At 72.2% G+C, this 13,331-nt stretch carries 14 protein-coding genes; 7 read left to right on the forward strand and 7 right to left on the reverse strand.

What is annotated here, in order from left to right; translation table 11 throughout:
• The first annotated feature begins 2 nt into the window (after positions 1 to 2).
• The 4 genes from EDF42_RS09550 to EDF42_RS09565 all read left to right on the forward strand — a co-directional run bounded on the left by EDF42_RS09550 (position 3) and on the right by EDF42_RS09565 (position 4,103).
• The gene (locus EDF42_RS09550) at positions 3 to 515 is read left to right on the forward strand and encodes a low molecular weight protein-tyrosine-phosphatase (RefSeq protein WP_111087056.1); all 513 of its coding nucleotides are present in this window, start codon (positions 3 to 5) and stop codon (positions 513 to 515) included.
• On the forward strand, positions 512 to 1,897 hold the full coding sequence (gene purB, locus EDF42_RS09555) for an adenylosuccinate lyase (protein WP_123672158.1): 1,386 nt from the start codon (positions 512 to 514) through the stop codon (positions 1,895 to 1,897). The genes EDF42_RS09550 and purB overlap by 4 nt, the downstream gene beginning before the upstream one ends.
• A gap of 134 nt (positions 1,898 to 2,031) precedes the next feature.
• Positions 2,032 to 3,291 carry a hypothetical protein gene (locus EDF42_RS09560; protein ID WP_123672159.1) on the forward strand — a complete coding sequence of 420 codons (1,260 nt, stop codon included), beginning with the start codon at positions 2,032 to 2,034 and terminating at the stop codon, positions 3,289 to 3,291.
• A 2-nt stretch (positions 3,292 to 3,293) separates the two neighbouring features.
• Positions 3,294 to 4,103, forward strand: coding sequence for a L,D-transpeptidase family protein (locus tag EDF42_RS09565; RefSeq protein ID WP_260235324.1), 810 nt, complete (start codon positions 3,294 to 3,296; stop codon positions 4,101 to 4,103).
• 86 nt (positions 4,104 to 4,189) lie between these two features.
• Here the strand turns inward: EDF42_RS09565 and EDF42_RS09570 are convergent, their stop codons facing one another.
• Positions 4,190 to 5,104: a LysR family transcriptional regulator gene (locus tag EDF42_RS09570; RefSeq protein WP_123672160.1), complete on the reverse strand. Its 915-nt coding sequence runs from the start codon at positions 5,102 to 5,104 to the stop codon at positions 4,190 to 4,192.
• A 71-nt stretch (positions 5,105 to 5,175) separates the two neighbouring features.
• On the opposite strand from EDF42_RS09570, the gene EDF42_RS09575 reads away from it, so the two are divergent.
• Positions 5,176 to 6,165 carry an EamA family transporter gene (locus EDF42_RS09575; RefSeq protein WP_123672161.1) on the forward strand — a complete coding sequence of 330 codons (990 nt, stop codon included), beginning with the start codon at positions 5,176 to 5,178 and terminating at the stop codon, positions 6,163 to 6,165.
• Here the strand turns inward: EDF42_RS09575 and EDF42_RS09580 are convergent.
• Both EDF42_RS09580 and EDF42_RS09585 read right to left on the reverse strand, forming a co-directional pair.
• The gene (locus EDF42_RS09580; RefSeq protein WP_123339950.1) at positions 6,134 to 7,111 is read right to left on the reverse strand and encodes an epimerase; all 978 of its coding nucleotides are present in this window, start codon (positions 7,109 to 7,111) and stop codon (positions 6,134 to 6,136) included. The genes EDF42_RS09575 and EDF42_RS09580 overlap by 32 nt on opposite strands.
• A 1-nt stretch (position 7,112) precedes the next feature.
• Positions 7,113 to 7,778, reverse strand: coding sequence for a DUF4166 domain-containing protein (locus EDF42_RS09585; RefSeq protein ID WP_123672162.1), 666 nt, complete (start codon positions 7,776 to 7,778; stop codon positions 7,113 to 7,115).
• 47 nt (positions 7,779 to 7,825) lie between these two features.
• Here EDF42_RS09585 and EDF42_RS09590 point away from each other — a divergent pair, with 47 nt between their 5' ends.
• Positions 7,826 to 8,746 carry a cation diffusion facilitator family transporter gene (locus EDF42_RS09590; protein ID WP_123339948.1) on the forward strand — a complete coding sequence of 307 codons (921 nt, stop codon included), beginning with the start codon at positions 7,826 to 7,828 and terminating at the stop codon, positions 8,744 to 8,746.
• A 210-nt stretch (positions 8,747 to 8,956) separates the two neighbouring features.
• On the opposite strand, the gene EDF42_RS09595 is transcribed toward EDF42_RS09590, so the two are convergent.
• Both EDF42_RS09595 and EDF42_RS09600 read right to left on the reverse strand, forming a co-directional pair.
• On the reverse strand, positions 8,957 to 9,562 hold the full coding sequence (locus EDF42_RS09595) for a hypothetical protein (protein ID WP_123672163.1): 606 nt from the start codon (positions 9,560 to 9,562) through the stop codon (positions 8,957 to 8,959).
• A 131-nt stretch (positions 9,563 to 9,693) separates the two neighbouring features.
• On the reverse strand, positions 9,694 to 10,977 hold the full coding sequence (locus EDF42_RS09600; protein WP_123672164.1) for an MFS transporter: 1,284 nt from the start codon (positions 10,975 to 10,977) through the stop codon (positions 9,694 to 9,696).
• Between the two features lie 81 nt (positions 10,978 to 11,058).
• Between EDF42_RS09600 and EDF42_RS09605 the strand changes: the two genes are divergently transcribed.
• A complete protein-coding gene (locus EDF42_RS09605; protein WP_185040862.1) occupies positions 11,059 to 11,937 on the forward strand; it encodes a LysR family transcriptional regulator in 879 nt (292 codons plus the stop codon).
• A 72-nt stretch (positions 11,938 to 12,009) separates the two neighbouring features.
• On the opposite strand, the gene EDF42_RS09610 is transcribed toward EDF42_RS09605, so the two are convergent.
• Both EDF42_RS09610 and EDF42_RS09615 read right to left on the reverse strand, forming a co-directional pair.
• On the reverse strand, positions 12,010 to 12,756 hold the full coding sequence (locus tag EDF42_RS09610) for a hypothetical protein (RefSeq protein WP_148067707.1): 747 nt from the start codon (positions 12,754 to 12,756) through the stop codon (positions 12,010 to 12,012).
• Entirely contained in the window at positions 12,746 to 13,279 is a 534-nt protein-coding gene (locus EDF42_RS09615) for an RNA polymerase sigma factor (protein ID WP_260235328.1), read from the reverse strand. Before EDF42_RS09615 ends, EDF42_RS09610 begins: the two co-directional genes overlap by 11 nt.
• Positions 13,280 to 13,331: the final 52 nt, after the last annotated feature.

Here is a 13,331-nt window from a genome sequence, read left to right on the forward strand (position 1 = left end):
CCATGGCCCCGGACGTCGACGCCCCGTTCCGCGTCTCGTTCGTCTGCAGTGGCAACATCTGCCGGTCCCCGATGGCCGGCGTCGTCTTCGCGCAGATCGCGGCGGACGCCGGGCTCGCCGACCGCTTCCACGTCGAGTCGGCCGGCACCGGTGACTGGCACGTCGGCGAACCGGCCGACGAGCGCACGATCGCAGCCCTCGCGGCACGCGGATACGATGGCAGCAGGCATCGCGCCCGTCAGTTCGACCCGGACCGGTTCCCGGACCTCGATCTGGTGGTCGCACTCGACCGCTCCCACGAACGCGTCCTGCGATCGTGGGCACCGACCATGGACGACTCCGCCAAGGTGACGCTCCTGCTGCGGTACGACGACGCCTGGCCCCAGCAGACCGACGTGCCGGACCCGTACTACGCGGACCGGCACGAGTTCGACCGAGTGCTCTCGACCGTCGAACGGGCCTGCCGGGCGCTCTTCCACCAGCTCGAGCCGGCAGTCCGTCAGGGAGCCCCATGACCCCCCTTCCCCCGCAGCCGATCAGCCCGCTCGACGGGCGTTACTACCCGATCGTGCACACGGTGGGCGAGCACCTCTCCGAGGCCGGGCTCAACCGTGCGCGCATCGTGGTCGAGGTCGAGTGGCTGGTGTTCCTGACCGACCACGCGATGTTCACCACCTCGCCGCTCAGCGTCGACGACAAGGCCGCACTCCGGCGCATCGTGGAGACCTTCGGCCACGACCAGATCGCCGAACTCGCCGAGATCGAGGCGACGACCCGCCACGACGTCAAGGCCGTCGAGTACTTCGTCCGCCGCCGGCTCTCGGAGCTCGGGCTGGACGCGATCGCCGAGCTGACCCACTTCGCCGCCACGAGCGAGGACGTCAACAACCTGTCGTACGCCCTGACCGTGCGCGACACCGTCGACCAGGTCTGGCTGCCGGCGTACCGTGCCGTGCTCGAGAAGCTGCGGACGCTCGCCGTCGAGCTGCGCGCCGTCCCGATGCTCTCCCACACGCACGGGCAGCCTGCCACCCCCTCGACGCTCGGCAAGGAGCTCGCGGTCGTCGTCTACCGGCTTGAGCGAGTCCTGGCCCAGATCGAGGGCGGCGAGTACCTCGGCAAGTTCTCCGGCGCCACCGGCACCTTCTCGGCCCACCTCGCCGCCGACCCCGAGGCCGACTGGCCGACGCTGTCGCGCGAGTTCGTCGAGGGCCTGGGGCTCACCTGGAACCCGCTCACCACGCAGATCGAGTCGCACGACTGGCAGGCCGAGCTGTACGACCGGATCCGGCACGCCAACCGCATCCTGCACAACCTGGCGACCGACGTGTGGACCTACATCTCGATGGGGTACTTCACGCAGATCCCGGTCGCCGGTGCCACCGGGTCGTCGACGATGCCGCACAAGATCAACCCGATCAAGTTCGAGAACGCCGAGGCGAACCTCGAGATCTCGTCGGCGCTGTTCTCCACCCTGTCCGAGACCCTGGTGACGAGCCGTCTGCAGCGCGACCTGACCGACTCCACCACGCAGCGGAACATCGGCGTCGCGTTCGGGCACTCGCTGCTCGCGCTCGACAACCTGCGCCGCGGCCTGGGCGAGATCTCGGTGAACGAGGCCAAGCTCGCCGACGACCTCGACCACAACTGGGAGGTCCTCGCCGAGGCGATCCAGACGGTCATCCGCGCCGAGGTCACCGCCGGGCAGTCGAACATCGAGGACCCCTACGCGATGCTCAAGGACCTCACCCGCGGCAAGCGCGTGACCCAGCAGGACCTCATCGTGTTCGTGAACGGCCTGGACATCTCGGACGGCGCGAAGGCCCGGCTGACGAACCTGACGCCGGCGACCTACACGGGCCTGGCGGACGAGCTGGTCGACCACCTCGACGTCTGACGCTGTTCACCTGCACGATGTGAACATCGTGCCCCAAAGGGGTGCGGAATCCTCATGAAGTCGGTAGGTTCGTTCCGCTGAGCATCGTCTCAGCACGGGGGCGTCACAGAGGACGACCCCTGTCCTCTGACCGGATGGATCTCCACACCGTGCTTCGTTCCCGCATCACCGCGGCCGCCGTCGGCGCCACCGTGCTCGGCGTCACCGCTGCGCTCGTCCCCACCGTCTCCACCGCCGACGTGTCCGACCGGGCCGCTTCGGCCGTCGTCACCTGGACCGACTCGGCCGCCGACTTCACGGCGGCGCCCGAGGGCGAGTTCCCGCTGACCGACCAGTGGTACTGGGCGGCACTGTCCGACCCGACCGCCGGCGGGAAGATCACCGACTTCGCCACGCTCGACGAGGACGGCGTCTCGGTCTCCGAGGGCGAGGGCGTCGGCCTGGTCCGCGGTCTCAACAACCCGGTCGCCCCGAGCAACCTCGGCGCGCTCGTCGCCGGTGCCGGCGCCGAGACCACCGGCGCGACCACCTTCGGTCTCGCCATCCAGGAGGGCGGTGACACCAGCGCGCAGACCGTCGTCTTCGCCGCGGGCGACGGCGACGCCGGTCTCAGCGGTACCTCGACCAAGTGGATCGACCCCAGCACCGGGACCACCGAGTCGACCGCAGACCTCGCTGCAGACCTGAAGGCGGCTGACGCCGAGGTCGTCGGCTACGTCGTCTACGTCGGCATCGACATCACCGCCGAGGTCCCCGCACCGCCCGCGACCGACGAGCCGACCGAGACGCCTGTCCCCACCGAGACGCCGGCCCCGACCGAGACGCCCGCCCCGACCGACGAGCCCACGGTCGCACCGACCACGGCTCCGACCGACGAGCCCACGGCACCGACCATCCCGGTCGAGGAGGCACCCGGCGCTGAGCTGAAGAGCCTCGCCTCGCCGCTCGAGTCCGACGCCCAAGCCCTCGCCGCCGACGCCAGCGGTTCGATCTCGGCCCTGCGCATCGACGACACCACGACGTACTTCACGCCGCAGCCCACTGCGGCAGCACGTCTGCTCACCACCTCCGCCACGCTGACCGAGGCCACCACCACCGGTGTCCGCGTGCAGGGCTCGGGCTTCGCCCCGAACGAGGTCGTCACCGCTGCCGTCGGCGACGCAGCCGACGCCGTCGCGATCCCCGGCGTCCAGTTCCGCGCAGACGCTGACGGCAACGTCTCCGGGACCATCGTCCTGCCCGCCGACCTCGTCGACTCGGCCGGCACCTACGTGCTCGGTCTCGTCGGCCTGTCGTCGGGGCAGACGGCCGCGACGACGCTCACCGTGACGGCTGACGCCGCCACGGCGCCGGTCGCCGTGCCGGTGCCCGGAACGGCGACCTTCACGGGCTGATCTTGCCGATCCTCCCGACCGAGCCACGGCGGCGCGCGACACTGATCGCCGCCGCCGTGGCCGTCGTCTGCGCCGGGGCGGTGGCGTTCGTCGCCCTCGGCCCCCTGTCGGCGACCCCCGCGCCGACCCCGACACGGTCCGTCGCCGCGAGCGCGACGCCGACCCCCACGGCGACACCGGGCCCGACGCGCTCCGCGGGCCCCACCGATGCGGTCGACGCGCCCGCGAGCACCACCGTCGCCGCCGTCCGCGGTGACAGCGTGCCGGTCAGCAGTACGCCCGGTGGTAGGGCCACGACCACCCTGTCGAACCCGCAGCAGTCCGGCGCACCACTCGTGTTCCGCGTGGTCGACCAGCGGGACGGCTGGGCGGAGGTGCAGCTCGCACAGCGCCCGAACGGCAGTACCGGCTGGGTCCCGACGAGCGCGGTCACCCTCACCGAGGACCCGTACGCGATCGTGGTCACCCGCGAGGAGAACACGCTCGACCTGTACAAGGCCGGCAAGGTCGTCGACAGCTACCCCGTCGCGACCGGCACCGGCGGCACCCCGTCGCCGACCGGCCGCTTCGCCCTGACCGAGCTGCTCGCCCCGACGAACAGCGGCTACGGCCCGTACGCGTACGGCACGACGGCGTTCTCGGACGTGCTGAACTCGTTCGGCGGCGGCCCGGGCCAGATCGGCCTGCACGGCACCGACGACAGCTCGAGCATCGGGACCGCTGCCTCGCACGGCTGCATCCGCATGCACAACGCCGACATCAGCGCCCTGGCCGAGCTCCTGCCGCTCGGTACCCCGTTCCAGGTGCGCTGAGCGCGTTTCCGCGCACGAAGCAGGTCTGCCGTGGTGCACACCCAGCCGGGAGGCACGGCGTGCGCCCGGCAGTGGGCGCGACCGTCTCAGGTGGTGACGTCCAGGGCCTCGGCGACCAGCGCCTCCAGGACGGTCCGCACCACGGGCCGGACCGCACGGTCGGGGCGGACCAGCGCCTCGATCCGGCGCCCCGCGCGCACGTCGGCCAGCTCGGCCAGGTGGAACCGGCCGGACGCCCGCGTGCCCGAGGTGTAGCGCGGCACGAGCGCGACGCCGTGGCCCGTGGCGACCAGGTTCTCGATGACGGGCAGGTGGATGGTCCGGAAGGCGACGCTCGGCGGAGCGTCCGACGCCGCCGCCATCGCCTGCAGGACCCGGTCGATCGGGTAGCCCTCGGGCACGCCGATCCAGGTCTCGCCGACGACCTCGTCGATCCCGACGCGCTCGCGCCCGGCGAGCCGGTGCCCCGGCGGCAGGGCCACGTCGAGCGGTTCACGCAGGAGCGGGACCGTCTCCACCGATCCCTGGTCCGCCGGCCGCACCCCGTCCGACCGGTGTCCGACGACGATGTCGTGGTCGGCGGCGAGGGGTGCGAACTCCCCCTCGCTGACGTCCACGTCGACGAGGGCGAGCTCGATACCGGGGTGCGCGCGCATCCGGGTGAGGACCCCGGGCAGCAGCAGTTCCGCCGCCGACGGGAAGATCGCGAGGTCGACGCGGCCCGTCGCGCCGCCCAGGTGCTCCTGCCACGCGGCGTCGACCCGGGCGATCGCCGTGGCGACGCCGGCGGACAGGCCGGCCAGCACCTCGCCGTGGGCGGTGAGCCGGACGCCGCGTCCGATGCGCTCGACGAGTGGGACGCCCACCTGCCGCTGCAGCGTCTGCAGTTGCTGCGACACCGCGCTGGGCGTGCGGTGCGTGGCCTCGGCGGCGGCGGTGACGCTGCCGCGCTCGGCGAGTTCGCGGAGGACGGCGAGCAGGTGCACGTCGAAGTCGACCATGCAGGGAGGCTACAACGTCGGTTGTGAACTATTCGCTGGTCCTACACGTTCCGAGCCACCACGATCGGAGCATGACCACCCGTGACCGCCTCCTCGCCCTGGTCGTCGCCGTCGTCTGGGGCCTGAACTTCCCCGCGACCGCGCTCGCCCTCGAGCACTTCCCGCCGTTCCTGCTCGCGGCCCTGCGGTTCACGATCCTGGCGGTCCCGACGCTGCTGTTCGTGCCGCGGCCGAAGATCCCGTTCGGGCGGCTGCTGCTCGTCGGGTTCGGGCTCGGGGTGCTGCAGTTCTCGTTCCTGTACCTGAGCATGGCGTCGGGGATGCCGTCCGGGCTCGCCTCGCTCGTGCTGCAGGCCTCGGCGCCGTTCACCGTGGTGCTCGCCGGCGTGTTCCTGCGCGAACGGCTCACCGGACGACAGGTCATCGGCGTGACGATCGCGGTAGCCGCCCTCGGCCTGATCGCCCTGCACCGGTCGCAGACGGCGGCCCTGCTGCCGGTGGTGCTGGCGCTGTGCGGTGCCCTCGGGTGGGCGATCGGCAACGTCGCGACCCGACGCGCAGGCGCCGCGAACCCGCTGCACCTGACGCTCTGGTGGTCGGTCGTGCCACCGATCCCGATGGCCGTGCTGTCGTTCGTGGTCGAGGGGCCGGACCGCATCGGTGCCGCACTCGGCACGGCGTTCACCGCCGAGGCCCTGCCGGCCGACCTCGGCCTGCTCTACATCGTGCTCGTCGCGACCCTGGTCGGCTACGGGATCTGGTCGCGACTGATGGCGACCTACCCGTCGAGCACGGTCGCCCCGTTCTCGATGCTCGTGCCGGTCGTCGGTGTGCTCGCGTCGTGGGCGGCCTTCGGCGAGGTTCCCGACCTGGTCGAGGTGCTCGCCGGCACCGTCGTGGTCGGGGCGGTGCTGTGGTCGTCGCGACCGGCACGCGCGTCGCGACCGGCGCGCGCGTCGGGTCCGTCGCACTCGTCGCCTTCCGGGGCCCCGGTGCCGACCCCGGTCGACGGGATCCCGGTGCCGGTGCTCAGCCCCGGTGCTGACGACGCTCCGCGATGATCCCGGCGAGCGCACCGCGCAGGTGCGGGTACCGGAACTCGTAACCCGCCTGGGTCAACCGCGTCGGCACCACCCACCGGCTCTTGAGCACCAGTTCGGTCTCGGTGCGGATCGCGAAGGACCCGACCTCGAGCATCCACCGCGGCGTCGGCAGTCCGAACCGGCGGCCCACGGCGTCACGGATCGTCGCCATCACGGTCCGGTTGTCGGACGGGTTCGGGCTCGACACGTTCACCGGCCCCTCGATCTCCGGGTGGTCGCGGACGAACCGGATCGTGCCGAGCACGTCGGCGATGTGCACCCAGCTGAACCGCTGGCGACCCCGGGTCGGCCGGTGGTGGTGGTACGTCCCCGCCCGCAGCCGGGAACGCGTCGGCACCCAGGCCCCGTCGTACTGCGGCCCGCCGAGGCCCGTCTGCGCCAGCCGGATGAGCGGCACGAGTGCGCTGCCGTCGCCGAACACGATCGCCATCCGGAGCGCCACCCGACGGGTCGAGGGCAGGTCCGCGCCGAAGAAGGCGTCCTCCCACGCGCGCGCCACCGAGACCGAGAAGCCCTCGCCGAGCTCGCCGGTCAGTTCGTCCTGGGGGCGGTCGTCGGCGTGCCGGTAGATAGTCGCGGTCGAGGCGTTGAGCCACAGCGGTGGGGGCTGCTCGGCGGTGCGGATCGCCTCGGCGAGCTCGAGCGTGGTGTCCACCCGGGAGCGCATGATCTCGGCGCGGTTGCGCCGGCCGTACCGGCAGTTGACGCTCTTGCCCGCCATGTTCACGACGAGGGCTGCACCGTCGACGAGCTCGCGGATGCGCAGGGTGTTGCCCCACACCGCGTCGCCCGTCCGGCCGACCGTGACGACCTGGTAGCCCTCCTCGGTGAAGGCATCGCGCAGGTACTGCCCCACGAACCCGCTCGCTCCCGCGATCACGACGCGGCCCTTCTGGTCGCTCATCTCATCCCCGTCCTGTGTCCGGCGCGATCTCGTACCGGAACGCCCCCTCGTACCGGTACAGCGTGCCGAGCACCGGCGCCGTGAGCAGCAGGGACACGCGCTGCAGGTCCGCTTCGTCATCGAATCGTTCCATCAGCGTCACACGTGGAGCGATGAGAGCGGGGAGGCGCACCTCGCATCCCAACGCACGGAACGTCACGCGCGTGGAGACCAGGCGCAGGGCGCCCGCATCCGGCCCGTGCGCGTCGACCTCCGCCCGGAGCCGGGCGCTGACGCGCCCGTGGCGACCGAGGTGGTCGACCAGGCCGTCCGGTTCGGCGGTGATGGCGTCCACCATCGTGCGGCTGCCGGAGCGGAACCGGAAGGTGCGGTGCGCGCGGACCCCGGGGCGGGCCTCCTGTCCGGCACGCCCACGGCGGACGCGAGCCGGCCGGTTCTCGACCGTGAACGGGACGTCCCGCTCCCAGACCGGGAACATGACGGAATCCCGGGCGAACCAGGCGAGCAGCGGCCAGAGCCACCGGCGCGGTGTGCCGACGACGTCGAACACCCCTTCACCGCGGCCGACGTGGCCGGGTGGGATCGCGCCGAAGTACGCCGACAGTCGCGGATGCAACCGGGCCAGCACGTCGGGCGGTGTGGACAGCTCGTAGGGCGACCGGGTCACGTCCTGATCCTGGCATGTCGTCGGTGCCGATCCCTACGATGTGGCACATGGGTCACGACCACGGAGCAGGGCACTCGCACGGGCACGCGTCCGAGCGCGCGCTGCTCATCGCGTTCTGCATCTCGGCGACGATCCTGCTGGCCGAGGTCGTCGGCGCCGTGGTCACGGGCTCCCTCGCGCTGCTGGTCGACGCCGGGCACATGGTCGTCGACACCGGTGGGCTCGGCATCGGACTCGTCGCGACCCGGCTCGCCCGCCGTAGCCCGACGACGCAGCGCACGTGGGGCTTCCAACGTGCCGAGGTGCTCGGTGCCACCGCGCAGGCGGCGATCCTGCTCGCGGTCGGCGTCTTCGTGATCATCTCCGCGATCCAACGGCTGTTCGTGCCCGCCGAGATCCACTCCGGGCCACTGCTCGTGTTCGGCATCATCGGACTCGTCGGCAACCTGGTGGCCTACGGCGTGCTGCTGCGGGCCTCGGGCGAGGGGTTCACCTCGCGCGCCGCCCGGCTCGAGGTCCTCAACGACACCCTCGGCTCGGTCGCCGTCATCGCCGCCGCGATCGTGCTCATGCTGACCGGGTGGGAGCGTGCCGACTCGGTCGCCGCGATCCTGATCGGTCTGCTCATCCTGCCGCGGGCGATCCGGCTGCTGCGTGAGACCGCGAACGTCCTGCTCGAGTCGACGCCTCCGGGGCTCGACCTCGACGACGTGCGGGGACACATCCTCGAGCTCGAGCACGTCATCGCGGTGCACGACCTGCACGCGACCCTGGTGGCGACGGGGGTCCCGAACCTGACCGCGCACGTGGTGGTGGACGACGAGTGCTTCTCGACGGCGCACGCTCCGCGGATCCTCGACGAGCTGCAGCAGTGCGTGGCGGAGCACTTCGACGTTCCCGTGGAGCACTCGACCTTCCAGCTGGAGCCCGCGTCGCACCGGCGGCACGAGCACGAGGTGCACGCGTAGGGGTGCCGTGTGGGTGGCTGGGTCGTCGCACCCGCCGCACCTGTCGACGCGGAACGACTTCGTCGACGTCGTACGACATCGGCTTCGTCGTTCGTTGCACGCGCGCACTGTTGCCGGTGCCCCGAGACGACATCCTCGACGTCGTACGACATCGAGAGTGTCGTTCGGGGTCGGCGCACGCACGAACGCACTCACCCACCCCCGCCCGCGTCAGCAGTCGTCGGTGCGCGTCGGGTACGCCGTGATGACGCGGTCGGTGGTGGCGGAGACGATGACCTTCACGAACGGGTCCGCATCCGGGCGCGACCCGTCGTCGAACCGCACCGGTGCCGCATAGCAGACCTTGCCGTCGCCGGCGTCGACCGGGAACCCTGCTCGCGGTGACACCAGCGCCGTCTGCACGGCCGTGAGCATCGCATCGTCCCAGTCGCGGGAGCCGCGGCCCGCGACGACCTCCTGCCAGTCGGCGGTGTGCCGCTGCCGGATGTGCTCGTAGCCCTGCGCCGACGTGCCGCACTGCAGGGTGACCCGCCCGAGCGCCGCGGTGTCGTACTGGGCGACGGCCGCCTGGGTCGTGGAGTCGCACTGCGCCAGGGTGGCGTCGCCGGGCAGGTCCGGCCCGGTGCGGGTGATCGTGACGGTGCCGTCGCCGGAGGCGGTTGCCGTGTCGCTCGGCGTCCCGGAGCTCGATCCGGCGCCGATGGTCGGGTCGTCCGCGCCCTGCCGGGCCGTCAGGAACAACCCGCCGGCGAGGAGACCGGCGGCCACCACGGCCGCGATCCCCGTGATCACGGGACGGTTGCGGTTCTGGGGCACGCGCCCAGTATGCCGGGAGTGCGACCCTCACGACGGAACCAGGTTCCGGACACGACACCGCGCGATCGCGTGGTGCGGTGTCCGGAACCTGGTTCCGGGATGCGACGGGCGGACGGGAGGCCCGCCCCGCGTCAGGCGCGCGCGGCCAGTCGGGTGCCGGCGATGACGGCCAGGACGGCGACGAGCACCACGTACCCGATCAGGACGGGCAGGGTCGGGATCACCAGGAGCGCCGCCCCGACGGCCACGACCGGCACCGTCAGCCCGGCGTACGCGATGAGGAACGTGGCCGCGAGCACCCCGCCCCGACGCTCGGGACCGACCAGGGCTCCGGCGCTCGCGATGCTGGCCCGGAAGAGCAGCCCGACCCCGGCGCCCGCCACGACGCCACCGCCGATGAAGCCGGCGACCTGCAGCAGGACCGCGGCGACGGCCAGCACCGCCAGGCCGCCGACCAGGAGCACCATGCCGAGTCGGATCTGCGTGCGCTGCGTGAGTCGGGCGAACACGATCTGCGAGACGGCACTCGCGGCGAACACCCCGAAGGTCGTCGCGCCGGCCGCCAGTCGGTCGGTGACGTGGAAGGTGGTGCCGAGGAACGTCGGGGCGACCGAGGTGAAGAGCCCCTGGACCGCGAGGGCCGCGAACGCTGCGGCACCGGCTGCCCAGAACGCGGCGGCCTTGCCCTCCGGCGCCTGCATGCGCTGCGGGCGGTAGGGCACGCGGGTCTCAGGGCGGGCGACGGTCTCCGGCACGACGAGGACGAGCACGAAGGCCACGGTCAGCGCGGCGACGAACACGACGTACGGCACCATGAGCGGCGCTCCGACGAACTCGGCGAGCGCACCCCCGACGAGGGCACCGAGCGACAGCCCGCCGAGGTTCACGGCACCGGCGGCGACGCTCGCGCCCTTCGCCGAGTCGGACGAACCGGTCGCACGGACCCGCAGCTCACCGAGGTGGGCGGTCGCCGTGGCGGTGAGCGTGCCGACGCCGAGGCCGGTCACGAGTCGCGCGACGATGAGGCCGGTGACGTCGTTCCAGACCAGGAACAGCACGGCGGCGACGAGCTCGAGCGCGATCGACACGAGGATGAGCGGCTTCCGCCCGTGCACGTCGCTGAGGTGCCCGGCCAGGTACAGGGACCCGACGACCCCGACGCCGTACGCGGCGAAGATGATCGTGGTGGTGAAGGTGGGGAAGCCGTCCCGTGCCTGGTAGATGACGTACAGCGGTGCGGGGACCGTCGCGAAGGCCATCACCGACAGGAACGCGAAGGCGACGGCCCAGAAGCCGAAGCCGTGACGCCGACGGGTGTGCGCACGACGGCCACGGGGGGCCGGGACACGCTCGCTCGCGGGAGCGGATGCTGTGGCGGGGAGAGCGCCCGTCGGGGTGTCGGTCACGGTTGACATGCTCTGATGATCGCGCGCCCCGAGCATCGAGTCCAACGGATGCTCTTGATGCCGTCCATCGATCGGATCGATGATGGGGCGATGGAGACTCGCCTGCTCGAACAGTTCGTGACCGTCGCCGCCGAGGGCAGCGTGACCCGCGCGGCCGAACGGCTATGGGCGGCGCAGTCGACAGTGTCGGCCGGGATCGCCTCGCTCGAGCGGACCTTCGGCGTGCGGCTGTTCGACCGCACCGGACGGCACCTCGTGCTCACGACCGCCGGGGAGGACCTGCTCCCGCACGCCCGCGCCGTGCTGGAGTCGCTCGACCGGATGCGCGACCTGGCGACCGTGGACGACGCCGACCTGCGCGGACGGGTGCGGCTCGGCATCTTCACGAGCATGGACATCGTCGACCTGACCGGCGTGCTGCAGCGGTTCCGGCGGCGGCACCCGTTCGTCACCGTGGAGCTCATGACCTCGCCGTCCGGCACGACCGGGCTCGTGCAGGACCTCGTCGCCGGGCGGCTCGACCTCGCGTACACGGGGCTGCCGACGGTGCCGGCCGGAGTCGTGGTCGAACCGCTGCGCGAGATGCCGTTCCGCGTCTTCACGGCGTCGGACCACCCGTTGGCCGGGCGCCGCTCGGTGTCGCTCGCCGACCTCGCGGACGAACCCTTCGTCGACACCGCGCACGGGTTCGGCAACCGGATCATCCTGGACGGCGCACTCGAGCGGCTCGGGATCCGGCGGCGGATCGTCGCCGAGATGAACGACATGCCCGCGGTGATCCGGTTCGCTTCGGCGGGGCTGGGGGTCGGGGTCGTGCCGGATTCCGGAGTGCGGCACGACGGCGCGGTCCTCGAGCTCGAGGACGCGGTCGAACCGCTCCGCATCGGCCTGGCGATCCGCACGAGTCCGGAGCCGAACCGTGCGGTCCGGACGCTGGCGCGCGACATCGTGGCCGCGCGCGTCGTCTGACGCGGCGCCGGTGGGTGGACCCCACCGACGGACAGGAGGCACGGGGCGGGTCCGCCACGAGCCTCCTGGCCGTCAGTCCCCCCACACCTCCCCGACGACCGCACCCAGCAGGTTGTCGGTCGGGAAGCCGATCTGGTCGACGACGACGGAGCTGTCGCCGCGGACGTACAGGGTGTACGCCTTGGCGACGCCGCCGTCGAGGGTCGCTCGGAGCTGGCACAGTGTGCCGTCCGGACGCTCGGTGCAGGTGCCGCCGGCCTCGTCACCGAACGTGTCGACCTGGTTCCGGGCCTGCTCTGCGGTCGTGGTGGAGACCGTGACGTACAGCACCCCACCGTCCGCACCCGGCGCCCGCCATTCACAGCTGAGTCCGGTGGCGGCGGTGCCGTCGCCACCGTCACTCGAGCCGTCGACGTCCTGCTCGGTCGCGGTGATGTCCCCGAAGAACCGGGAGTACTCCGACGCCGGCACGACCGCGCGGCAGTCCGTCGGGATCGTGGCGGTGGTGTTCAGGGGCGTCGACGTCGCGGTGGGGCGGGGCGTGCCGGTGATCGGTGCGGAACTCGGGGTGGTGGCCGTCGGCGAGGGCTCGGGCGCCTGCGTCTGGGTGGGCGCGGCGACCGGGGTGTCCTGCTGCGAGAGCGTCAGCGCGACGGCTCCGGTAGCGGTACCGACGGCGAGCAGCGCGACGACGCCGACCACGACGCCCGAGCGACCACGACGGCGCTTCGGGCGCGGGGTGGCACGTTCGAGGACGTGCTGCTTCATCGAGACGAGCATGCGCTGCAGGTCGTCTCCCTCGGGAGGCTCAGTGTTCATCGTGCATCACCACCTTCTTGAGTCGGCGTCGATTGCGCGAGACGCGCTGGGTGACCGCCCCGACGCTGAGGCCCAGCAGCTCGGCGGCCTCGGCGTAGGAGTGCCCCTCGAGCAGGCAGAGCTCGCAGATGCGGCGGTCGACGTCGGGGAGCGCGGCGATCTCGGCCCGGACCCAGCGCAGGGTCTCACGGGCCTCGTCGTGCTCGGCCGGCGACGAGAGGTGCTCGGGGAGCTCGTCCGCACGGCGGCGGGCCTGCTTCCGGCCGGTGTTGAAGGCGTGGTTCCGGCAGACGACGAGCAGCCACGGCAGCACGGTGTCCGCCGGGAGCTCCAGCGCCACCGCTCGCTGCCACAGGGTCAGGAACGTGTCCTGCACGATCTCCTCGACGTCCGACCGGTCGTCGACGAGTGCCCAGGCGTACCGGGTGAGCGTGGCGGCGTAGCGGTCGAACACCCGTGCGAGCGCATCGGTGTCCCCCTGCGCGATCGCACGGACGAGCGCCTCGTCCGTGTCGGTCGTCACGTCCACATCCCACCTCCTTCACCCAGAGGTGTCGGCAGGACCCGCGATCCTG

Source organism: Curtobacterium sp. PhB172, from assembly GCF_003752545.1.
GTDB lineage: Bacteria > Actinomycetota > Actinomycetes > Actinomycetales > Microbacteriaceae > Curtobacterium.

Bases quoted from the DNA above. Each gene is read 5' to 3' on its own strand.
- EDF42_RS09580 (WP_123339950.1), bottom strand. From the start codon at position 7,111: ATGAGCGACCAGAAGGGCCGCGTCGTGATCGCGGGAGCGAGCGGGTTC.
- EDF42_RS09560 (WP_123672159.1), top strand. From the start codon at position 2,032: ATGGATCTCCACACCGTGCTTCGTTCCCGCATCACCGCGGCCGCCGTC.
- purB (WP_123672158.1), top strand. From the start codon at position 512: ATGACCCCCCTTCCCCCGCAGCCGATCAGCCCGCTCGACGGGCGTTAC.
- EDF42_RS09610 (WP_148067707.1), bottom strand. From the start codon at position 12,756: ATGAACACTGAGCCTCCCGAGGGAGACGACCTGCAGCGCATGCTCGTC.
- EDF42_RS09570 (WP_123672160.1), bottom strand. From the start codon at position 5,104: ATGGTCGACTTCGACGTGCACCTGCTCGCCGTCCTCCGCGAACTCGCC.
- EDF42_RS09590 (WP_123339948.1), top strand. From the start codon at position 7,826: ATGGGTCACGACCACGGAGCAGGGCACTCGCACGGGCACGCGTCCGAG.
- EDF42_RS09550 (WP_111087056.1), top strand. From the start codon at position 3: ATGGCCCCGGACGTCGACGCCCCGTTCCGCGTCTCGTTCGTCTGCAGT.
- EDF42_RS09575 (WP_123672161.1), top strand. From the start codon at position 5,176: ATGACCACCCGTGACCGCCTCCTCGCCCTGGTCGTCGCCGTCGTCTGG.
- EDF42_RS09605 (WP_185040862.1), top strand. From the start codon at position 11,059: ATGGAGACTCGCCTGCTCGAACAGTTCGTGACCGTCGCCGCCGAGGGC.
- EDF42_RS09600 (WP_123672164.1), bottom strand. From the start codon at position 10,977: ATGTCAACCGTGACCGACACCCCGACGGGCGCTCTCCCCGCCACAGCA.